The sequence below is a fragment of the Blastococcus sp. TML/M2B genome, assembly GCF_016612865.1.
Lineage (GTDB): Bacteria > Actinomycetota > Actinomycetes > Mycobacteriales > Geodermatophilaceae > Blastococcus.
Genome location: NZ_JAENZZ010000001.1, coordinates 1,455,026 through 1,475,029, shown reverse-complemented (window position 1 = coordinate 1,475,029; position 20,004 = coordinate 1,455,026). Strand labels below are relative to the sequence as shown.

At 74.9% G+C, this 20,004-nt stretch carries 21 protein-coding genes and 1 pseudogene; 7 read left to right on the top strand and 15 right to left on the bottom strand.

Features of this window, described 5'->3' with window-relative positions; translation table 11 throughout:
• Positions 1-7: 7 nt before the first annotated feature.
• From JKP75_RS07210 to JKP75_RS07185, 7 genes and pseudogenes are all read right to left on the bottom strand, one after another.
• Positions 8-1,033 (bottom strand): 6-phosphofructokinase, encoded by a 1,026-nt coding sequence (locus JKP75_RS07210; RefSeq protein ID WP_200491993.1) that lies wholly within the window; start codon positions 1,031-1,033, stop codon positions 8-10.
• Between the two features lie 80 nt (positions 1,034-1,113).
• Positions 1,114-1,704, bottom strand: a complete 591-nt coding sequence (locus JKP75_RS23735; RefSeq protein ID WP_200491994.1) for a GNAT family N-acetyltransferase — start codon at positions 1,702-1,704, stop codon at positions 1,114-1,116.
• A 20-nt stretch (positions 1,705-1,724) separates the two neighbouring features.
• Positions 1,725-2,207 carry a polyadenylate-specific 3'-exoribonuclease AS gene (locus JKP75_RS07200; RefSeq protein ID WP_200491995.1) on the bottom strand — a complete coding sequence of 161 codons (483 nt, stop codon included), beginning with the start codon at positions 2,205-2,207 and terminating at the stop codon, positions 1,725-1,727.
• Between the two features lie 21 nt (positions 2,208-2,228).
• Entirely contained in the window at positions 2,229-2,471 is a 243-nt protein-coding gene (locus tag JKP75_RS22575) for a sortase domain-bontaining protein (protein ID WP_309229604.1), read from the bottom strand.
• 92 nt (positions 2,472-2,563) lie between these two features.
• Positions 2,564-2,647, bottom strand: a pseudogene (locus JKP75_RS23730) (class E sortase); the annotation flags it as partial.
• Positions 2,648-2,927: 280 nt separating this feature from the next.
• Positions 2,928-4,052, bottom strand: coding sequence for an LPXTG cell wall anchor domain-containing protein (locus JKP75_RS07190; RefSeq protein WP_200492894.1), 1,125 nt, complete (start codon positions 4,050-4,052; stop codon positions 2,928-2,930).
• 295 nt (positions 4,053-4,347) lie between these two features.
• A complete protein-coding gene (locus tag JKP75_RS07185) occupies positions 4,348-4,782 on the bottom strand; it encodes a RidA family protein (RefSeq protein WP_200492893.1) in 435 nt (144 codons plus the stop codon).
• Between the two features lie 59 nt (positions 4,783-4,841).
• Here JKP75_RS07185 and glpK point away from each other — a divergent pair, with 59 nt between their 5' ends.
• Positions 4,842-6,317, top strand: coding sequence for a glycerol kinase GlpK (gene glpK / locus JKP75_RS07180; protein WP_200491999.1), 1,476 nt, complete (start codon positions 4,842-4,844; stop codon positions 6,315-6,317).
• A gap of 7 nt (positions 6,318-6,324) precedes the next feature.
• On the opposite strand, the gene JKP75_RS07175 is transcribed toward glpK, so the two are convergent.
• Positions 6,325-7,227: an SDR family oxidoreductase gene (locus JKP75_RS07175; protein WP_200492000.1), complete on the bottom strand. Its 903-nt coding sequence runs from the start codon at positions 7,225-7,227 to the stop codon at positions 6,325-6,327.
• A 325-nt stretch (positions 7,228-7,552) separates the two neighbouring features.
• On the opposite strand from JKP75_RS07175, the gene JKP75_RS07170 reads away from it, so the two are divergent.
• The 3 genes from JKP75_RS07170 to JKP75_RS07160 are packed head-to-tail and all read left to right on the top strand — an operon-like array spanning position 7,553 to position 10,304.
• Positions 7,553-8,806: an NAD(P)/FAD-dependent oxidoreductase gene (locus tag JKP75_RS07170; RefSeq protein WP_309229603.1), complete on the top strand. Its 1,254-nt coding sequence runs from the start codon at positions 7,553-7,555 to the stop codon at positions 8,804-8,806.
• Positions 8,803-9,738 carry an alpha/beta fold hydrolase gene (locus JKP75_RS07165; RefSeq protein WP_200492892.1) on the top strand — a complete coding sequence of 312 codons (936 nt, stop codon included), beginning with the start codon at positions 8,803-8,805 and terminating at the stop codon, positions 9,736-9,738. The genes JKP75_RS07170 and JKP75_RS07165 overlap by 4 nt, the downstream gene beginning before the upstream one ends.
• On the top strand, positions 9,735-10,304 hold the full coding sequence (locus JKP75_RS07160) for a TetR/AcrR family transcriptional regulator (protein ID WP_200492002.1): 570 nt from the start codon (positions 9,735-9,737) through the stop codon (positions 10,302-10,304). The genes JKP75_RS07165 and JKP75_RS07160 overlap by 4 nt, the downstream gene beginning before the upstream one ends.
• 51 nt (positions 10,305-10,355) lie before the next feature.
• Here the strand turns inward: JKP75_RS07160 and JKP75_RS07155 are convergent, their stop codons facing one another.
• A complete protein-coding gene (locus JKP75_RS07155; RefSeq protein WP_309229602.1) occupies positions 10,356-11,114 on the bottom strand; it encodes a lysophospholipid acyltransferase family protein in 759 nt (252 codons plus the stop codon).
• Positions 11,115-11,219: 105 nt separating this feature from the next.
• Here JKP75_RS07155 and JKP75_RS07150 point away from each other — a divergent pair, with 105 nt between their 5' ends.
• Complete coding sequence (locus JKP75_RS07150) at positions 11,220-12,029, top strand: alpha/beta fold hydrolase (protein WP_309229601.1); 810 nt, start codon at positions 11,220-11,222, stop codon at positions 12,027-12,029.
• Entirely contained in the window at positions 12,026-12,709 is a 684-nt protein-coding gene (locus JKP75_RS07145) for a hypothetical protein (RefSeq protein ID WP_200492891.1), read from the top strand. The genes JKP75_RS07150 and JKP75_RS07145 overlap by 4 nt, the downstream gene beginning before the upstream one ends.
• A gap of 3 nt (positions 12,710-12,712) precedes the next feature.
• On the opposite strand, the gene JKP75_RS07140 is transcribed toward JKP75_RS07145, so the two are convergent.
• Genes JKP75_RS07140 through JKP75_RS07125 form a run of 4 tightly spaced genes read right to left on the bottom strand, consistent with a single transcriptional unit; the run spans position 12,713 to position 15,619 of the window.
• Positions 12,713-13,705, bottom strand: coding sequence for an ROK family glucokinase (locus tag JKP75_RS07140; protein ID WP_309229600.1), 993 nt, complete (start codon positions 13,703-13,705; stop codon positions 12,713-12,715).
• Complete coding sequence (locus JKP75_RS07135; protein ID WP_200492003.1) at positions 13,702-14,025, bottom strand: hypothetical protein; 324 nt, start codon at positions 14,023-14,025, stop codon at positions 13,702-13,704. Before JKP75_RS07135 ends, JKP75_RS07140 begins: the two co-directional genes overlap by 4 nt.
• Entirely contained in the window at positions 14,022-15,182 is a 1,161-nt protein-coding gene (locus JKP75_RS07130; protein WP_200492004.1) for an ArsA-related P-loop ATPase, read from the bottom strand. Before JKP75_RS07130 ends, JKP75_RS07135 begins: the two co-directional genes overlap by 4 nt.
• 5 nt (positions 15,183-15,187) lie before the next feature.
• Entirely contained in the window at positions 15,188-15,619 is a 432-nt protein-coding gene (locus JKP75_RS07125; protein ID WP_200492005.1) for an SRPBCC family protein, read from the bottom strand.
• A gap of 157 nt (positions 15,620-15,776) precedes the next feature.
• On the opposite strand from JKP75_RS07125, the gene JKP75_RS07120 reads away from it, so the two are divergent.
• A complete protein-coding gene (locus JKP75_RS07120; RefSeq protein WP_200492006.1) occupies positions 15,777-17,570 on the top strand; it encodes a long-chain fatty acid--CoA ligase in 1,794 nt (597 codons plus the stop codon).
• A gap of 42 nt (positions 17,571-17,612) precedes the next feature.
• On the opposite strand, the gene JKP75_RS20810 is transcribed toward JKP75_RS07120, so the two are convergent.
• Together JKP75_RS20810 and JKP75_RS07110 are read right to left on the bottom strand one after the other, a co-directional pair.
• Positions 17,613-18,413 carry a glycosyltransferase family 4 protein gene (locus JKP75_RS20810; RefSeq protein ID WP_309229598.1) on the bottom strand — a complete coding sequence of 267 codons (801 nt, stop codon included), beginning with the start codon at positions 18,411-18,413 and terminating at the stop codon, positions 17,613-17,615.
• Positions 18,414-18,735: 322 nt separating this feature from the next.
• Positions 18,736-20,004, bottom strand: coding sequence for a M48 family metalloprotease (locus JKP75_RS07110; RefSeq protein WP_200492007.1), 1,269 nt, complete (start codon positions 20,002-20,004; stop codon positions 18,736-18,738).

Genomic DNA, 20,004 nt, shown 5'->3' with positions numbered 1-20,004 from the left:
AGACGCCTCACCCGAAGAAGACCTCGGCCTCCGCGTAGCGCTCCGGGGGCACCAGCTTCAGCTGCGCGGTGGCCTCGCTGAGCCGCACCCGGACGATGTCGGTGCCGCGCAGGGCGACCATGATCCCGGACGCGCCGTCGTGCACGGCGTCGATCGCGGCCAGCCCGAAGCGGGTGGCCAGCACCCGATCGAACGGCGACGGCGTCCCCCCGCGCTGGACGTGCCCGAGGACGACGGCCCGCGCCTCGCGGTTGGTGCGCTCCTCGATGACCGCGGCCAGCGCCGCGCCGATCCCGCCGAGGCGGACGTGGCCGAAGGCGTCCTTCTCCCCCGTCGCCAGCTGCAGGGCACCGTCGACGGGTGCGGCCCCCTCCGAGACGACGACGATCGGCGAGAAGCCCGACTCGAAGCGGGACAGGCAGTGCCCGACGACGGCGTCGACGTCGAACGGCTTCTCCGGGATGAGGACGACGTTGGCGCCCCCGGCCATGCCCGCGTGCAGCGCGATCCAGCCGGCGTGCCGCCCCATCACCTCGACCACGAGCGTGCGGTGGTGGCTGTCGCCGGTGGTGTGCAGCCGGTCGATCGCCTCGGTCGCCACGCCCACGGCGGTGTCGAAGCCGAAGGTGTAGTCGGTGGCGTCGAGGTCGTTGTCGATCGTCTTCGGCACGCCGACGACGGCGACGCCGGCCTCGGCCAGCCGGGTCGCGACGCCGAGGGTGTCCTCGCCGCCGATGGGGATCAGCGCGTCGATGCCGAGCCGCTCGAGGGTGGCCAGCACGCGCTCCCCGCCGTCGGCCACGGCGTAGGGGTTGGTGCGCGAGGTGCCCAGCACGGTGCCGCCGCGGGGCAGGATGCCGCGGACGGCGGCGAGGTCCAGCGGGACGGTGTCGCCCTCGATCGCGCCCCGCCAGCCGTCGCGGAAGCCGACGATCTCGTCGCCGTGCACCCCGATCCCCTTGCGGACCACCGCGCGGATGACCGCGTTGAGGCCGGGGCAGTCGCCGCCGCCGGTCAGGATGCCGATGCGCATGCGTTCCTCCGCGAAGGGCCGTGCCGCTGCCAGGTGGGCAGAGCACATGATGCCGCAGGTGGTGCCCTCGTGCGGCCGGTTCAGCCGGTCGCCATCGACCAGGTCGTGGGTCCGTCGGGCGCGAGCTGCGTCTCGGCGCGGACGGCGAAGCCGTGGCCCTCGTAGAACGGCACGTTGGCCGGGTTCATCGTGTCCAGGCAGGCGACCAGGCCGGCCTCCCGGGTAGCCGTCAGGCCGCGCTCGAGCAGCTCCCCGCCGCCGCCGCGGTGCCAGCTGCCGGGGTCGACGCCGAGCAGGTGGAGGTAGGCGTGCGGCTCGGCCGGGCGGTGCGCGGTGAGCGAGCCCATGGCCGTGCCCACCTCGAGGGCGCGCTCGGGGCCCATGAGCGCGGTCATCAGCCCGCCCATCGAGGGCAGCTCGTCGGGCCCGGCGTCCGCGGCGTCGTCCGGCGCGGGGGCCGGCCACCGCCACATGGCCACGCCGACGGGATCCGGGCGGTGCAGCACGTCGACCCGGCCCTCGGTCAGGTAGTGCTCGGCGAACAGGCCGAACAGCGCCGCGCACGCGTGCGGCCGCACGTCGGGGTCGGGGAAGAACCAGACCATGAGCGGGTCGTCGGTGAACGCGCGGGCCAGGACGGTGCGCGCGCGGACGGCGCTGATCTCTGCCACGCGGTGCACTCTGGCAGAGATCAGCGCCCGGCTTCCATGGCCTTCCAGCGGGCGAGGTTGTAGCGGGCGTCGACCAGCGCGTCGTGCACGCCGTCGGGCTTGGGCGGCAGCGGCGGCCGGCCGCGGTCGTCCCAGCGCTGCCGCAGCTCGCGGGTGAACCGCGGGATCGGCCGGGGCAGCGCGGTCATCGCGCCCCACAGCTGGGCCAGGGCGACGTGGTCGTAGGCGGCGAACCAGGCCCACAGCTCGACCTCCTCGCCCGGGCCGGTGAGGAAGGCGAGCAGGTCGTCGCGGATGCGGTCGCGGGTGCGCCAGGCCTTGTCGGCCGGCGGCGGCAGCTGGTCGAGCACGTTGCGCCGCACCCACGGGATGGCCTTGCGCTCGTCGAACTGGGTGCTGACGGCGTAGAACTCGCGCCCGGTCTCGTCCACGACGCCGATCGAGACCAGGTCGATCGTGGTGCCGTCCTCGATGAACTCGGTGTCGTAGAAGAAGCGGCGCACGGCGACCACGGTAGGCGGGAGCTAGGAACGGGACGCCAGGACGGCCGGCCCCTCGGGCAGCTCGGCCTTCGACGCCGCCGACTCGAGGACCCCGTGCACCACCAGGCGCTCCCGGTTGGAGAACTTCGGGTGGCAGGTGGTCAGCGTGATGTAGGCGTCGTCGGCCCAGGCCGAGGGCTTCCCGGGGACTGCTGCCACGACGCTGACGTCCGCGGGGTCGACGACCAGCTGCTCGGTGACGCGGTAGGTGAACCAGGTGTCCACCGTCTCGACGACGAGCTGGTCGCCGGGCTCTCGAGCCGGTCGAGCGCGCCGAACGGGCTCCCCTGGCCGATGCGGTGGCCGGCGAGGGCGAAGTTGCCGATCTCGCCGGGCAGTGCGGTGCCCGGGTAGTGCCCCGGCCCCTCGGCCAGTTCATCCGGGTCGACGCCCTCGACCACCGCCCGCGGCGCCCAGCCGGCGCCGAACTCCGGCACGTGCAGGAAGGCGAAGGCGTCACCGAACTCCGGACCGGCGGGGGCGGGCACCGCGGGGGCCGCCCACTCCTCCCGCAGGTCGTCAGCAACCTGCTCCTGCTGGCGGTCGGAGAGCCAGTCGGTCACGTAGACCTGGTGGACGAGGAAGAGGAGGCCCACCAGGCCGGCGGTGAGCACCAGCTGCGAGACGCCGCTGACGATCCTGCGGAGCACGGTGGACCTCCTCTCCCCTACGACGTCCTGATCAGAGGGCGCTGCCGTTGCGGCGACGGCGGGACAGCACCGTGCCCGCGCCACCGGCGGCCACGGCCGTCCCGGTGAGGACCGCCAGACCGATCACCGAGGCGCCGGTGTTGGGCAGCTTGGTGCCGGTGTTGACGGTGTTCGACGGCGGCGTCGCGGTGAAGTCCGCGGCCGCGGTCGAGGTGAGCCCGTCCCGGTCGGTGACGGTCAGGCTGGCCGTGTAGGTGCCGGGTCCGTTCGGGACCGAGACCTGGTACTGGCTGGCCGTGCTGGTGCTCACGACCGCGTTGGTCGCCTTGTTGGTCACCGTCCAGGCGTAGGAGAGCGCGTCGCCGGCGTCCGGGTCAGAGGAGCCGCGGCCGGACAGGATGAAGGTCCGGTAGTCGGCGTCGCCCGCGTCGTTCACCGCGACCGAGGCGCTGGGCGCCCGGTTGGCCAGGTCGAAGACGAACGTGTTGCAGCCGAACGTCACCGAGTCGACCGAGGCCTGGAAGCCGGTGGCCGAGGTGCCGTTCAGGTTGATGCCGAAGGACTGGATGACCGCGTCCGGCTGGGCCAGGCTGATCTCGTCGAGCGTGCCCCAGTTGGGCGAGCCGTGGCCGGTCCGGTCCGGCAGCCCGGGCAGGTCCCGGGTGCTCCACCAGGTGTTCTGCTTGCCGGCCTGCGACTGGTAGTACGGCTCGAAGACCAGCGTGGTGAAGCCGCCCGCGACGGCCGGGCCGTTGTAGTCGAGCACCATCTCGTAGGTGACGTCGCCGCCGCCGGCCGAGCCGACCGGCAGCGCGTCGCCGCGCTGGAACTCGTATCCGTAGTTCGACTGCGCGGTCTGGCCGGCCAGCGGCACACCTTCGACCGAGATCGGGTAGGTGACGGTGACCTTGCCGTTGCCCTGGGCCGCGGTCAGCCAGAGGTTGTCCGGCTGGTCGCGCAGCTCGGCGGAGCCGAGCAGGCCCTGGGTGTCACCGTCGCGGGTGGTGACGACGAAGCCGCTGCCGGCACCGAGGGCCTCGACCTCCTGGGAACCACAGGCGCTGGCCGAGGCGAGGCCCGGCGCCAGGGTGGCGAGCGTGGCGAAGGTGCCGGCGGCGAGAGCGCCGGTGAGCAGCGATGCGGTGGTGCGCTTCATGGAGGGATCGCTTCCGTGAGGAGGACGCTCCCGGCCGGCGCGCGTTCGGCACCGGCGGGCAGTTCCCTGGGCGCACCCAGAGCGACGATCGCGGCCGTGACCGCTCCCCCGTGCCCGGTGTTCCCCCGTGAACCACGACGGGGCAGTTCCGAGTCGCTCCCGTCGAGCAAGGGGAGCGTCAGCTACGCGCAGTCACCGGCAGAAGGGGATTCACCCGTTCGGAACGCCGCCTCACCCCGATCTCACCCTCGATCGCTACCGACGGTGATCGGGCACCGCTCGACCCGTGAGCCGATCAGCCGGCGTGCGGGGGCCCGGGCTCCTGCCAGCTGTCCCGCACCGCCACCGCTTCGACCTCGACGAGCTGGTCCGGGTAGCCGAGCAGGGTGACCCCCACCAGGGTGCTCGGGGCGTCGTGGTCGCCCAGCTCCTCGCGGACGACGGCCCACGCGGCGAGCAGGTCGGCGCGGTCGGCGGTCGCCACGTAGACCGTCGTCTTCAGGACGTCGCGGAGCCCGGCGCCGGCCGCCTCCAGCGCCGTCCGCAGGTTCGTCATCACCTGGCGCGCCTGGCCGGTGACGTCGCCGACGGCCACCGTGGCACCGTCGGCGTCCAGCGGGCACGCGCCGGCGGTGTAGACCATCCGGCCGGGGTCGGTGACGGCGGCGTAGGCGCAGGGGGCGGGCGCGCTCAGCGTCGGCGGGCGGACGAGCTCGATGCCTGTGGTCACCCGGCGATCATCCCCGCCACGGCAGCCGGTCGCCGGTCGAGAGCGCTAGGTTCGCGGGCATGCCGGTCTTGGCCATCGACGCAGGTACCACCGGGGTGACGGCGCTCGTCGTGGGTGAGGACGGCGACGTCCAGGCCCGCGGCTACCGAGAGTTCGCCCAGCTCTTCCCCCGCCCCGGCTGGGTGGAGCACGAGCCCGACGACATCTGGACGGCGACCGTCGCCGCCTGCCGCGAGGCCCTGGCCGCCGCCCCCGACCGGCCCACCTGCATCGGGATCACCGACCAGCGCGAGACCGCCGTCCTGTGGGACCGGCGCACCCTGCACTCCCCCCGCCCGGCCATCGTCTGGCAGGACCGCCGCACCACCGGCATCTGCGACCGGCTGCGCGCCCACGGCGTCGAGCCGCGCGTCGCCGAGCTCACCGGCCTGCGCCTGGACCCGTACTTCACCGGCACGAAGTTCGCCTGGCTGGCCGAGCACGAGCCGCGCACGTGGGCCGGCGTCCGGGACGGCGCGCTGGCGCTGGGCACCGTCGACTCGTACCTGATCGCCCGGCTCACCGGCGGCGCGGTGCACGTCACCGACCCGAGCAACGCCAGCCGCACGCTGCTGTTCGACCTGGCGAAGGGCGAGTGGTCCGACGAGCTGTGCGACCTGTTCGACGTCCCCCGCGCCGCGCTGCCCGAGCTGGTGCCGAACTCCGGCGTCGTCGGCACCACCGACCCCGACGCCTTCCTCGGGCTGTCGCTGCCCATCGCCGGCATGGCCGGCGACCAGCAGGCCGCGCTCTTCGGGCAGGCGTGCTTCTCCCCCGGCGACAGCAAGTGCACCTACGGCACCGGCTCGTTCGTGCTCACCAACACCGGCTCGACACCGGTCCGGTCGGACGCCGGGCTGCTCACCACCGTCGCCTGGGACCTCGGCGACGGGCTGGTCTACGCCCTCGAGGGCGCCATCTTCGTCACCGGCGCCGCGGTGCAGTGGCTGCGCGACGGGCTGGGCCTCATCGACTCCGCGGCCGAGATCGAGGGGCTGGCCCGCACCGTCCCCGACTCCGGTGACGTCGTCTTCGTCCCGGCGCTCACCGGCATGGGCGCCCCGCACTGGGACCCGCACGCCCGCGGCGCGATCCTCGGCCTCACCCGCGGCACGACCCGCGCGCACATCGCCCGCGCCACGCTCGAGGCGCTGGCCTTCGAGGTGCGCGACGTCGTCGACGTCATGGTCGACGAGGCCGGGTTGTCGGTGCCGGAGCTCTCGGCCGACGGCGGCGCGAGCGCCAACGACCTGCTGATGCAGCTGCAGGCCGACCAGCTCGGCGTCCCCGTGCGCCGTCCGGTGGTCACCGAGACGACGGCGCTCGGCGCGGCGTTCCTGGCCGGGCTGGGCACCGGCGTGTGGGGGTCGACCGACGAGCTGGCGCGCACCTGGGCGCTGGACCGCCGGTTCGACCCCGAGCCCGGCCGCCGGGACGACGGCCGGCACGACCGGTGGAAGGACGCCGTCGGCCGCGCCGGCCGCTGGACCGGCTGACGCCCGGTCAGGCGCCCGGGGTGCGGTTGCCGACGGAGTTGGCGCCGAACTCGCGCCCGTCGAGCGCGGCGATGTCGCGCTCCAGCTGCGGCACCTGGGTGGCCGCGGCCCGCATGACCAGCTTCTCCGAGAGCGCGCCGGTGACCACCTGGCGCAGCGCGGCGACCGTGCCGACCGAGCGGGGCACGAAGACGCGGCGGCGGCGCGTCTCCAGGTTGTCGACCAGCGCCTCGGCGCAGGCGTCGACCGAGGTGAACGAACCCAGCGGGCCGGGCAGCTGCGCGCGCACCGCCTTGAAGGTGGGCAGCGCGTCCTCGGTGTCGCGCACCATGTCGGTGTCGATCCACACCGGGTGCGCGCTGGCCACGGTGACCCCGCGGTGCGCGACCTCCAGCCGCAGCACGTCGCCGAACCGCTCGACCCCGGCCTTGGACGCGCAGTAGGCGCTCATCCCGGGCAGCACGGTGAAGGAGGCGGCGGAGGCGACCAGCAGCACGTGCCCCTTCCGCTTCGCGATCTCGGGCAGCGCGGCGTGCGCGGTGAGCATCGTGCCGGTCAGGTTGACCTCGATGGTCCGCGCCAGGGCGTGCGCCGAGGAGGTCATCACCGTGGTCAGCGGCGCGATGCCGGCGTTGGCGACGACGACGTCCAGCCCGCCGAAGGTGTCGACGGTCCGCTGGACCGCCGAGCGGAGCGCGTCGGGGTCGGTGACGTCGGCCTCCACCCAGAGGTGCTCGGGGCCGAGCTGGTCGGCCACGCGGGCCAGCTCGTCGGGCTCCAGGCCGACCAGCGCCACCCGGGCGCCGCGGGCGGCGGCCTTGCGGGCCAGGGCCGCGCCGATGCCGCGGGCCGCGCCGGTGATCAGCACCGACTTCCCGGCGAGGGGGGTTCGCTTCGTGCGGAAGGCCATGCCGGCTCCTCGGGTCCCGGGCGCTCGGACCGAGCGCCTGCTGGAAAGCCGTTGTAGCTTGTTGAGCGTTGCTCAGCAACCGGAGTCGCGACCCCGAGGAGCCGATCGGTGACCAGCACGCTCGAGAGCCAGCCCACCCCCACCCCGGAGCCCCACGGCGCCGTGCGGGACGTCGGCGTGGCGATCATCGGATCGGGCTTCGCCGGCCTCTGCATGGCGATCGCGCTGCGCCGCCGGGGCGAGACGGACTTCGTCCTCCTGGAGCGCGCCCACGACCGTCGGCGGCACGTGGCGGGACAACACCTATCCGGGCGCGGCCTGCGACGTGCAGTCCAACCTCTACTCGTTCTCCTTCGCGCTGAACCCGGACTGGGGCCGCTCCTACTCCGAGCAGCCGGAGATCCAGGCCTACCTGCAGCGGACGGCGGACCGGTTCGACGTCCGACGGCACTGCGTGTTCGGCGCCCGCATCCTGGTCTCGGCCGCCGGCGCGCTGGCCGACCCCACCTATCCCGACATCGCCGGCCTGGACTCCTTCGCCGGCACGGTCATGCACTCCGCCCGCTGGGACGCCGCCCACGACCTCACCGGCGAGAAGGTCGCCGTCATCGGCACCGGCGCCTCGGCCATCCAGGTCGTGCCGGCCATCCAGCCGCAGGTCGAGAGCATCGCGGTCTACCAGCGCACGCCCGCCTGGGTGGTGCCGCGCACCGACCACCCGGTGAAGCCCTGGATGCGCCGGCTCTACCGCTCGGTCCCCGGCCTGCAGAAGGCGATCCGCGGCGGGCTCTACCTCTTCCGCGAGTTCCTGGTCATCGGGATGGCCAAGAACCGCCGCTTCCTGCGGCCGGTCGCCACGCTGGCCAAGGCCCACCTCGAGCGCCAGGTGCGCGACCCGAAGCTGCGCGCGGCGCTCACCCCGGACTACACGATCGGCTGCAAGCGCATCCTGATCAGCAACGACTACTTCCCCGCCGTCGCCGCGCCCAACGCCGAGCTGGTCACCGCCGGCATCGCCGAGGTGCGCCCGCACTCGATCGTCACCCGCGACGGCGTCGAGCGGCCCACCGACACGATCGTGCTGGCGACCGGTTTCCACGTGACCGACCTGCCGATCGCGGAGCGGATCCGCGGGCGCGACGGCCGCAGCCTCGCCGAGGTGTGGGCCGATGGCATGGTCAGCAACCGCAGCGCCACCGTCGCCGGCTTCCCCAACCTCTTCCTGCTGGTCGGCCCGAACGTGGGCGTCGGCCACACCTCGATGGTCTACATGATCGAGTCGCAGGTGCACTACGTCGACGACGCCCTGAAGACCATGGACGCCGAGGCCCTCGAGGTCCTGGAGACCACGCGCGAGGCGCAGGAGGCCTACCGCGCGCTGATCGCGGAGAAGTCGAAGGGCACCGTCTGGCTCGGCGGCGGGTGCGCCAGCTGGTACCTGGACCAGCACGGCCACAACACCACGCTGTGGCCGGACTTCACCTTCCGGTTCCGCAGGCTGACGAGGACGCTGGACCGCGAGAACTACGTCGGCACCCCCGCCGGCGCACCGGCGGGCACCCCGGAGGTGGCGGCGTGAGCACCCCGACCGTCCTGCGCCGCGTCGCCGCCGTCCGCACCGGGGACGGCGCGCTGGTCCACGCCGTCGTCGACGGTGCCGACGACGCGCCCGCCACCGTGGTCCTCGCGCACGGCTGGACGCTCGCCCAGGCCGCCTGGGACGACGTCGCCGCGCTGCTCGCCCCGCGGGTGGCCGACGGCGAGCTGCGCCTCATCCCCCGCTACGACCAGCGCGGGCACGGCCGCTCGACGTGGGGCCGCTACGCCGACGACGTCGCCGAGCTCTCCATCGACCAGCTCGGCGCCGACCTCGGCGACCTGCTCGACCAGCTCGTCCCGACCGGGCCGGTCGTCCTCGGCGGGCACTCGATGGGCGGCATGACGATCATGTGCCTGGCCGCGGCCCGCCCGGAGCTGTTCGGCGACCGGGTCGGTGGCGTCGCCCTCGTCTCGACGTCCGCCGGCGAGCTCGCCCCGCCCGGGGAGACCCTGGCCGAGCGGCTGCAGGTGCGGCTCGCCCCGGGCCTGGTCACCACCGCGATCGCCGGCGCCCGGGCGATCGAGCGGCTCCGGCAGCTGGTGCCCCCGGCCAGTCCGCGGCACCGGAAGATCGTCCGCGAGCTGCTCTACGGCGCGGACGCGACCGACGAGATGGTCGTCGCCGGAGCCGAGATCATGCACGCCTCGACGGTGCGCGCCTTCGCCGCGTTCTACCCGGCGCTCGGCGCGCACGACAAGCGCACCGAGCTGGCCGCGCTCACCGGCGTCCCCGTCGAGATCCTGGTCGGCGACAGCGACAAGCTGACGCCGCTGCGGCACAGTCGGACGATGGCCGGGGCGCTGCCCGACGCGCGGCTGCACGTCGCCGAGCGCACCGGGCACATGCTGATCCAGGAACGCCCGCACCTGGTCGCCGACGCGCTCGAGCGGTTGCTCGTCGCCGCGCGATGACGGCGTCCCGGTCGCGCCGCTCGGCGGACGACCGCCGGGCGCAGCTGGTGCAGATCGGCCTGGAGCTGCTGCCGACCACCCCGGTCCAGGAGCTGACCATCGACGAGGTGGCCCGCCGGGCCGGGATCAGCCGCAGCCTGCTGTTCCACTACTTCGCGACCAAGCGCGAGTACTACACGGCAGTCACCCGCGCGGCGGCCGACCTCATGCTCGAGCACCTGCTCCCCGAGCCCGGTGCACCGGCCGACGAGCAGGTCACCGGCATGCTGGACCGGTACGTCGGCTGGGTGGAGACCTTCCGCGAGAGCCACCTGGCGTTCGTGCGCGGCGCCGGCGGCGGCGACCCGTGGGTGGCCGAGGTCTACGCCGACACCCGGCAGCGGCTGGTCGAGGTGGCGCTCACCGCGCTCGACCTGCCCGACGACGCGCTGCGCCGGCAGCTGGTCCTGGCCTGGTTCGCCTTCACCGAGGACCTCGTCGGCTCCTGGGCCGACGCGCCGGCGATGAGCCGGCCCGAGCTGATCGCGCTGCTGCGCGAGGTCCTGGACCGGCTCACCGCCCGCTGAGCGTCAGGAGCAGGTGTCGAACCACCGGTCGGTGAGCGCCTGCTGCGCGGGTCAGCCCGCCAGGGAGGTGGGCGCGCGGTCGCCGGCCTCGCGCACCGGCGGCTGGAGGGTGGCGACGGCGTCCGCGGCGCTGCTGCCCGCCGTCATCGACTTCTTCACCGATGCCCCGTAGACGTCGACGTACTCCTGCCCGGAGAGCGTCATGATCTCGTACATGATCTCGTCGGTGATCGAGCGCTCGACGAAGCGGTCACCGGCCAGGCCCTCGTAGCGGGAGAAGTCCAGCGGCTCCCCGAAGCGCACGTGCACCCGCATGATCCTCCGGCCGAACGGCAGCCTCTTGTGCGAGTACGTCATGGCCACCGGGATGACCGGGACGCCGGTCTGCAGCGCCATGCGGGCGACACCGATCTTGCCGCGGTAGAGCCGGCCGTCCGGCGAGCGCGTCCCCTCGGGGTAGATGCCCAGGATCTGGCCGCCCCGGAGGATGCGCAGCCCGGTCTGGATCGCGTCCTCGGCCGCCGACGCGCTGGTCCGGTCGATCGGCACCTGGCCGGCGCCGGAGAAGAAGGCACGCTGGAAGAAGCCCTTCACCCCCGAGCCGGTGAAGTACTCGGCCTTGGCCAGGAAGGTGACCCGGCGCCTGATCGACAGGGGCATGAACACCCAGTCGGCCGCCGACAGGTGGTTGCTGGCGATGATGGCCGCGCCGCGGGCCGGGACGTGCTCGGTGCCTTCGGCGCGGGGACGGAACAGCACCGTCACGACGGGGCCGATGCCGACGAACTTCAGGAACCAGTAGAACAACACGCCTCCCTCTGGGACTGCCAGACTAGGGATCCAGGGGGCCGTAGGACAATCGGCCGTCCACGTGCGAGGGATCACTCGCCCGCCGCCGCACCGCAGGAGCAGCCCGTGCCCTCGACCACCCCGCCGCCGCCCGCGGTGCTCCCGGGTGCCGAGCCCTTCGCGATGGCCGGCTCCGGCGTCGAGGGGCGCACCGGCGTGCTGCTGGTGCACGGCTTCACCGGCACCCCGATGAGCATGCGGCCGTGGGGCGAGCACCTCGCCGCCGAGGGCTTCGCCGTCCGGTGCCCGCTCCTGCCCGGCCACGGCACCAGCTGGCAGGACTGCAACGCCAGCACCGCCGAGCAGTGGACCGCGGCGGTCGAGGGCGCGTTCGACGAGCTGGCCGCCGGCTGCGACCGCGTCTTCGTCGCGGGCCTGTCGATGGGCGGCACGCTGGCCACCCGGCTGGCGCAGACGCGCGCCGCCGACGTCGCAGGGCTGCTGCTGGTCAACCCGGCGCTGTTCACCCGGCGGCTGGACGCCAGGCTGCTGCCGCTGATCGCCCGGCTCACCGGGAGCTGGGCGCCGATCGCCAGCGACATCAAGAAGCCCGGCGTCACCGAGCTCGCCTACGACAAGCTGCCCACCCGGGCGATGCTGCAGCTGCGCCGGCTGTGGGCGCTCACCCGCGCCGACCTGGCCCGGGTGACGGCGCCGGTCATCGTCTTCCACAGCGCCGAGGACCACGTCGTCGAGCCGGCCAACAGCGAGGCGCTGCTGACCTCGGTCTCCAGCGCCGACACCACCGAGGTCGTCCTGCGCGACAGCTACCACGTGGCGACCCTGGACAACGACGCCCCGGAGATCTTCGCGCGGTCGGCGGCCTGGATCCGCGAGCGCACGCCCGCCGTCGAGCCCGGGACGACCGCGTCGTGAGCGGCCGGGGACGGCGGGACAACGGGCTGCCGGCGACCTCGTGGAGCCCGCTGCGCGACGTCGACCCCCGGGTCGGCGAGCACCTGCTCGACGTCCTCGAGGCCGCCGGCATCGCCGCCTACCTCGACCCCTCGGCCGACGTCGGCCCCTACACCCGCGAGGTCTCGCTGCCGAGCCCGCCGGCGGACCGGCTGTTCGTCGACCGCGGCCGGCAGGCCGAGGCCCGCGCGCTGGTCGCGCAGCACGCCGACGAGCACCCCCAACCCGCCTCGCAGCCCGCCTCGGAGCCCGCCCCGGTGCGCGCCGACCTCGACGAGGACGCCGAGTGGTCGCGGATCGTCGCCGCCTTCGAGGCCGAGCACGGCGCGTCGGTCGTCGACGAGCGCCCCTCCGACGCACCGCCCCCGCCCCCGCACGAGGTGGCCTTCCTCGACCTGCCCGAGGAGCACTACGAGCCACCGGCCCCACCGCCGGTCCCCTTGCCGGCGCCGCACGCGCTCTACGCCGGGCTGCTGGTCCTGGCGGGGCTGGTGCTCATCGCCGTCCCGGGCGCGCTGCGGCTGTCGGCGGACGTGGGGCTGGTGCTCGGCGTGGCCGCGATCGCCGGCGGCGCCGCGATGCTGGTCTCCCGCATGCGCGAGCGCTCCGACCAGGACGGGGACGACGGCGCGGTCGTCTGAGTGCTAGCCGTCGCCCTCGGCGACGGCCCTCCGCACCAGGTCGGCGGCCCCCACCAGGCCCGCCTGGGCGCCCAGCTCGGCGGCGACGATCCGCGGGCCGGGCCGGAAACCGCGACCGGGCAGCGCCCGCTCCAACCGCTCGCGCGCGGGACCGAGCACCATCTCACCGAGCACGCTCACCCCGCCGCCGATGACGACGACCTCGGGGTCCAGCACGGCGGCGAGGTCGGCGATGCCCTGGCCCAGCCAGACGCCGACCTCGGTGACCAGCTCCAGCGCCAGCGGATCGCCGTCGGAGGCGGCCCGGGCGACGTCCTCGCCGGTCAGCCGGGACGCGTCGCCGTCGACCCGCTCGAGCAGCAGCGCGGCGGCCGCGGGCGACGTGCCCGCCACCTCGCGGGCGGTCTGCCCCAGCGCCGTGCCGCTGGCGTACCGCTCCCAGCACCCCCGGTTCCCGCAGGCGCACAACCGGCCGTCGGGGACGACGCGCATGTGCCCCCACTCCCCCGCGACGCCGTGCGAGCCGCGCCGCAGCCGGCCGTCCAGGACGATGCCGCCGCCGATGCCGGTGCCGAGGGTGACCATCAGCGCGAGGTCCGCGCCCCGGGCGGCGCCGTAGCGGTACTCCGCCCAGGCGGCCGCGTCGGCGTCGTTGCCGACCCACAGCGGCCGCTGCAGGCGGGCCGAGAGGTCCTTGCGCAGCGACGCGTGCCGCCAGGCCAGGTGCGGGCTGAACAGCACCGTGTCACCGGTGCGGTCGAACCAGCCCGCCGCGCCGATGCCGACGCCGACCAGCTCGCCGTCGTGCCCGGCCGCGAGCTCCTCGACGACGGCGGCGATGGCGTCCTCGGTGTCGGAGACCGAGCTGCCGGGCGTCGCCCGGCGCGCGGTCGCCAGGACGGTCCCGTCGGGGGCGACGACGCCGCCGGCGACTTTGGTACCGCCGATGTCGATGCCGAGCGCCGCCAGCGCCGACGCGGGAGCCGGGGTGCTCACGCGATGTCGATCCGCTGGACGGCCGGGCCCGGCCCGTCCTCGTCGTCCGGCGCGGCGCCTGCCGACCCGCTCTCCTGCCCGGCCGCCGGCCGGGGCTCGCCGGCCAGGTCGCGCAGCACCGAGGCGGTGGTGGCCAGCACGTCGGCCAGGGCGGCGGTCACCTCGGGGCGCTCGCCGCGCAGCACGGCCGCCGCCTGGCACACGGGGCACCAGCGGCAGTCGACGCCGTGGGCGCCGCCTTCGGCGGGGGCCGCCTCGGGGAGCCGGAAGGCGTCGAGCAGCCTGCGGGCGGAGTCGGCCCAGTCGGCACCGGCGGTCATGGCGTTCTCCTCACCGCGGCCAGCAGATCGGCCGGCCAGAGCTGGGGGTCGGGTCGGAAGGAGACCACGAGCCGGGCGTCCGCGCTGCCGGCGTCGGTGATCCGGCCGCCGGTCACCTCGCAGCGGCGCAGCAGCGGGTCCAGCCTCAGCGACCGGCGGGCGCCCGCGGCGGTGACGACCAGGTCGTCCTCCCAGCGGGTCAGGCCGACGGCGCCGCGCTCGGCGAACGGGAGCGGGACGCCCAGCTCCCAGCCGCCGTCGAGCCTCTCGGTCGCGGGCGCCGGCAGCCCGGCGCCCGGGAGCCCGCCGCCGGGCAGCGGGAGGTCCCCGAGCAGCGCGGTCGCCGCGGCGGCGTCGGCCGGGGACGACGCGGTCTCGGGCACCCGGTGCACCGGGGCCAGCTCCGCCAGCGCGTCCAGCTCGGCGTCCTGCTCGGCCCGGCGCGCGCGCCACCACTCCCCCGTGCCGTCGTCGGGGAGCACGCGGGCGAGCACGATCCCGGGGCGCAGGCCGTGCAGGCCCAGCGCGGTCGCGGTGCCGCGCAGCGCGGCCGCCGTCCCGGGGCGCGGCACCGCGGCGAGGGCGACGGCGGTGCCCGCGACGTCGGCCAGCCGGTCGACGGCCAGCAGCTCCTCCAGCTGCGGGAGCAGCGCGAGCGCGGCGTCCACCGGACCGCGGCGGGCCGCACCGGAGGTCACCGCGGCGGAGCGGATCGCCCCGAGGGCCCGGGCCCCGGGCGGCAGCAACCGGTCCAGCCACCAGCGCAGCGTGGCGGGGAGCGCCAGCAGGGCGGCCGCGTCGGCCGGCGACCCGGCGTCCACGACGACGAGGTCGGCCGAGGCGCGGCCCAGCTCGGCGAACAGGGCCAGCTCGGCGGCACCGGGCAGCGGCGTCACCGACGACGCCGGGGGCAGCGCCAGCTGCGGCAGCGCGCCCGCGGCGGGCGCGACGGTGCCGGCCCAGAACCGCTCGACCGCGGTGCCGGCGTCGACGGTGCGCACCTGAAGGCCGGGCACGTCCGCGAGCCCCGCGACCGGGACGGGCTGCCGGCTCAACAGGAGCGTGCTCCGGCCGGCGCCGGCCGCGCGCACCGCGGCCGCCGCGGCCAGGGTGCTGACCCCGGCGCCGCCGGGGCCGGTGAGGACGAGGGTCCGCACGCGCGTCAGCCCTCGACGCGCTTCTTGAGCTCCTTGAGAGCCGTGTCCAGGATGACCTTCTCGGCCTTGCGCTTGATCATCCCGAGCATCGGGATCGAGAGGTCGATGGTGATCGAGTAGGTGACCTCGGTCCGGCCGCCGGTCTCCCTCAGCGTGTAGGAGCCGTCGTTGCGCTTCTGCATCTGCCCGGAGACCAGGTTCCAGGAGACCTTGCGGTCGCCGTCCCAGGTGTAGTCGAGGACGTACTCGTCCTTGATCGCCCCGGCGTCGAGCACGAAGTGCACCCGGCGGGCGCGGCCCTCGGGGCCGTCCTCGACGACCTCGACCGTCTTGGCCGCGGCGACCCACTGGGGGTAGGCCGGGAAATCGGCGATGACCGCCATCACGTCGGCAGCGGGGGCATCGACGACGATCGACTGGGTGGACTGGTCGGCCATGGGCAGCAGGCTAACGGGTGCGCGGGGTCCTGGAGAGCGCCGCTCACCCGTTGCGCTACTCGCGGGTAGGACGTGCCCGCTAGATTGATCTCGACGATCCTGGTCAGGGACCGGTGGGCGACGGTGCCCGCGGCGGCCAGGGAGGAGAGGACCAGGCGTGCGCGAGTTCAGCGTTCCCGTGACCACCGAGGTGGCGCCCGACGCGGCGCTGACCGACATGCTCGCCCTGAACGTCGCCGAGCACGGCGCCGAGGTGGGCCTGCGCCGACGGCTCGACGGCCAGTGGCGCGACGTGACGTGGCAGCAGTTCGGCGAGGAGGTCCGCGGCGTCGCCAAGGGGCTCATCGCCTCGGGCGTGGCCGCGGGCGACCGCGTGGCCCTGCAGGCCAAGACGCGGTACGAGTGGACCGTCCTCGACTTCGCGATCTGGACCGCCGGCGGCGTCGTCGTCCCCGTCTACGAGACCTCCAGCCCCGACCAGGTCGCCTGGATCCTCTCCGACTCCGGCGCCACCGCCATCGTCGTGGAGAGCGGCGAGCACGCCGCGGCCGTCGAGACGATCCGCGACCAGGCCCCCGACCTCACCTCGGTCCACGTCATCGACGACGGCGCCGTCGACGCCCTCATCGCCGCCGGTGCCGACGTCCCGGACGCCGAGCTGGACGCCCGCCGGGCCACCCTCACGGCCGACAGCCTCGCCACGCTGATCTACACGAGCGGCACGACCGGCCGGCCCAAGGGCTGCGAGCTGACCCACGGCAACTTCCTGTTCGAGATCGACAACGGCATCACGCTGCTCGACCGCTTCATGAGCGTCGAGGGCTCGCTGCTGCTGTTCCTGCCGCTCGCGCACGTGCTGGCCCGCGTCCTGCAGGTCGGCGCGGTCAAGAACCGCACGGTCATCGGGCACACCCCCGACGTGAAGAACCTGCTCGACGACCTCGGCGAGTTCAAGCCGACCTTCGTGCTGGCCGTGCCCCGCGTCTTCGAGAAGGTCTTCAACTCGGCCAAGGCGAAGGCGGAGGGCGACGGCAAGGGCAAGATCTTCGACAAGGCCGCCCAGGTCGCCATCGACTGGTCCCGCGCCCAGGACACCGGCGGCGCCGGTCTCCTCCTGCGCGCCCAGCACGCGCTGTTCGACAAGCTCGTCTACGCGAAGCTGCGCGCGGCCCTCGGTGGCCGCTGCCTCGGCGCCATCTCCGGCGGCGCGCCGCTGGGTGAGCGGCTGGGCCACTTCTTCCGGGGCATCGGCGTCACCGTCTACGAGGGCTACGGCCTCACCGAGACCACCGCCGCCGCCTCGGTGAACCACGACGACGGGATCCGCATCGGCACCGTCGGCCAGCCGCTGCCCGGGGTCACCTTCCGGATCGCCGACGACGGCGAGGTGCTCATCAAGGGCGGCATCGTCATGGCCGGCTACTGGAAGAACGAGGAGGCCACGAAGGAGGCCATCGACGCCGAGGGCTTCTTCCACACCGGCGACATCGGCGAGCTCGACGCCGACGGCTTCCTCACCATCACCGGCCGCAAGAAGGAGATCCTGGTGACCGCGGGCGGCAAGAACGTCGCCCCCGCCGTCCTCGAGGACCGGCTCCGCTCGCACCGGCTGATCAGCCAGTGCATCGTCGTCGGCGACCAGCGGCCGTTCATCGCCGCGCTGATCACCCTCGACGACGAGGCGCTGCCGCAGTGGCTGGAGTCCAAGGGCAAGCCGGCCGGTCAGACCGTCGAGCAGGTCCGCGAGGACGCCGACCTCAAGGCCGAGATCGACGCCGCCGTGAAGGACGCGAACAAGGCCGTCTCCCAGGCGGAGGCGATCAAGAAGTTCCACATCCTCGGCACCGACTTCACCGAGGACAACGGGATGCTCACCCCGAGCCTGAAGCTCAAGCGCTCGGTGGTCATGAAGGAGTTCGGCGACGAGGTCGAGGCGCTCTACACGCGCTGACCCCCGCCGCACCGAGGCCCGTCCCGCACCGCGGGGCGGGCCTCAGTGCTTCTCGAGCAGCTCGGTGAAGGTCGCGGCGATCGTCGTCCAGGACCAGCGCTGCTCCACCCAGGACCGGCCGGCGGCACCCATCGCCCGGGCGCGGGCCGGGTCGTCGAGCAGGCCGGTCAGCGCCGCGGCCACGGCGGCCGGTGACCGCGGGTCGACCACGTGCCCGGTGACGCCCTCCTGCACGGCCTCCGGGGCACCGCCCGAGGTGCCGGCCACGACCGGCAGGCCGACCGCGGCCGCCTCGAGGAAGACCATGCCCAGGCCCTCGACGTCCAGCCCGGCCCGGCGGGTGCGGCAGGGCATGGCGAACACGTCGCCGGCCGCGTAGTGGGCCGGGAGCTCGGCGGCGTCCACCGCCCCGGTGAGGACGACGGAGCCCTCCAGCCCGCGCGCGACGACCGCGCGCCGGAGCGCGGCCTCGTCCGGACCGCCGCCGACCAGCAGCAGCCGCGCGTCGGGGTGCCGCGCCAGCACCTGGGGCCACGCCTCGACGAGGACGTCCTGCCCCTTGCGGGCGACCAGCCGGGACACGCAGACCACCACCGGGGCCTCCCCCAGGCCGTGCCGGCGGCGGACGGCGGCGCCGTCCACCTGCGGGGTGAACCGGTCGACGTCCACCCCCGGGGAGAGCTGCGCCAGCCGCGTGCGCCCGTCCAGCGCCGGGGCGAGCCGGGCCCGGGTGAACTCGGTGATGTAGGTCAGCACGTCCAGGCCCGACGCGATGCGCTGCATGAGCTGCCGGCTGCCCGGCAGCGCCACCCAGCCGGTCTCGTGGCCGTGGGTGGCGCCCACCAGGTGCCGCACCCCGGCCGCGCGCAGCGTCGGCGCGAGCAGCCCCAGGGGGGCCGCGGCGCCGAAGAACGCGCGGTCGCAGCCGTACCGCGCTCGACCAGCTCGACCGCCGCGCCGGCGGTCGCCCGGGTGGGCAGCAGCATGCCGGTGGGCCGGCGGACCACCGGGTAGGGCAGACCGGCGTCGTGCTCGGCCGCGCCGGGGTGGTCCGAGGCGAGCACGACGAGCGAGTCGGGCGGGCGGCGGTCCAGCAGCGCGGCGACGAAGGTCTGGATGCCGCCCTGCCGCGGCGGGAAGTCGTTGGTGACGACCAGCGTCCGGCTCACGGCTCCCGCTCCAGCTGGGTCCAGTCCTCGGCGAGCGCGATCCGCTCCGCCACGGTGGGATGCGACCCGAAGTACCAGCGCCACGCGGCCGGGGGGCTCGGATCGGAGAGGTTGGTCGTGGCCAGGCCGCGCTGCATGGCGATGAAGGCCTCCGGATCGCGGGTGAGGTCCAGCGCGGCGACGTCGGCCCGCGCCTCGACCTGCCGCGAGACCAGGTTCTGCACCGGCGTCACGACCAGCGTCCCGACGGTGACCAGCAGCAGCACCAGGGGCACCACCGCCGGGTCGGCCGGTCCGGCCGCACCGGCACGGCGGAGCAGAGCGGGCGAGGTCAGCAGCCAGCCGAGCAGGGCGACGCCGCCCGCGCCGCCCAGGGCGCCCAGCAGCGTGCCGGTGAGGACGTCGTCGGCGGCGACGTGGCCCAGCTCGTGCGCGGCGATCGACTCGATCTGCTCGTCGGGCAGCCGCTCCAGGACCGTGTCGTACACGACGATGCGCCGGGTGGAGCCGAAGCCGGAGACGTAGGCGTTCAGCGCGGTGGTCCGCCGGGAGGCGTCGGAGACCAGCACGTCCTGCACCGGGGTGCCGTTCTCCTCGGCGAGGGCCAGCAGGTCGCTGCGCAGCTGCCCCCCCGGCATCGACGCGAAGCTGTTGAACGCGGGCTCGATGACCACCGGCCACAGGAACGAGCCCACGACCACGAGCACCGCGGCGCCCGCGGCGGCGAGCGCCCACCACGCCCGCGACGCCCGGCGGGCGAGCCAGACCAGGGCCAGCAGGCCGAGGGCGGTCAGGGCCGCGTCGATCGCCGTCGACACCGCGACGTCCCGGGCCCACAGCCCCCAGCTGCGCGTGGACAGCCCGTACCGGTGGCGCACCACCTCGCCGTAGGCGGCGATCGGCAGGGTGGCCAGCCGCCCGAGGACGGCGAGGGCGAGGACCCCGAGCAGCACCTGCACCGCCCAGCGCCCGCGCCGGGGGGCGGGCAGGGCGCGGACCAGCCGGGCGCCCAGCGGGGTGAGCCCGAGCAGCGCGGAGACGGCGAGCCCCAGCAGCAGGGCGGCCAGCGACGCCGGCCGGATCGCCGCCGCGAAGGCGTCCGCGCGCGCGACCTGGTCGGCCGGCAGGCCGGCGGTCGGGTCGAGCGGCACGCCCCCGCCCGCGGGCTCCGGGAGCACCTCCCACGGCGTACCGAGGGCGACGACCAGGGCGAAGGCGGCCAGCAGGACGGCGGCGGACACCAGCGGGGCGCGACGTGCGCTCAC

Bases quoted from the DNA above. Each gene is read 5' to 3' on its own strand.
- JKP75_RS07210 (WP_200491993.1), bottom strand. From the start codon at position 1,033: ATGCGCATCGGCATCCTGACCGGCGGCGGCGACTGCCCCGGCCTCAAC.
- JKP75_RS07190 (WP_200492894.1), bottom strand. From the start codon at position 4,052: ATGAAGCGCACCACCGCATCGCTGCTCACCGGCGCTCTCGCCGCCGGC.
- glpK (WP_200491999.1), top strand. From the start codon at position 4,842: ATGCCGGTCTTGGCCATCGACGCAGGTACCACCGGGGTGACGGCGCTC.
- JKP75_RS07175 (WP_200492000.1), bottom strand. From the start codon at position 7,227: ATGGCCTTCCGCACGAAGCGAACCCCCCTCGCCGGGAAGTCGGTGCTG.
- JKP75_RS07160 (WP_200492002.1), top strand. From the start codon at position 9,735: ATGACGGCGTCCCGGTCGCGCCGCTCGGCGGACGACCGCCGGGCGCAG.
- JKP75_RS07135 (WP_200492003.1), bottom strand. From the start codon at position 14,025: ATGACCGCCGGTGCCGACTGGGCCGACTCCGCCCGCAGGCTGCTCGAC.
- JKP75_RS07125 (WP_200492005.1), bottom strand. From the start codon at position 15,619: ATGGCCGACCAGTCCACCCAGTCGATCGTCGTCGATGCCCCCGCTGCC.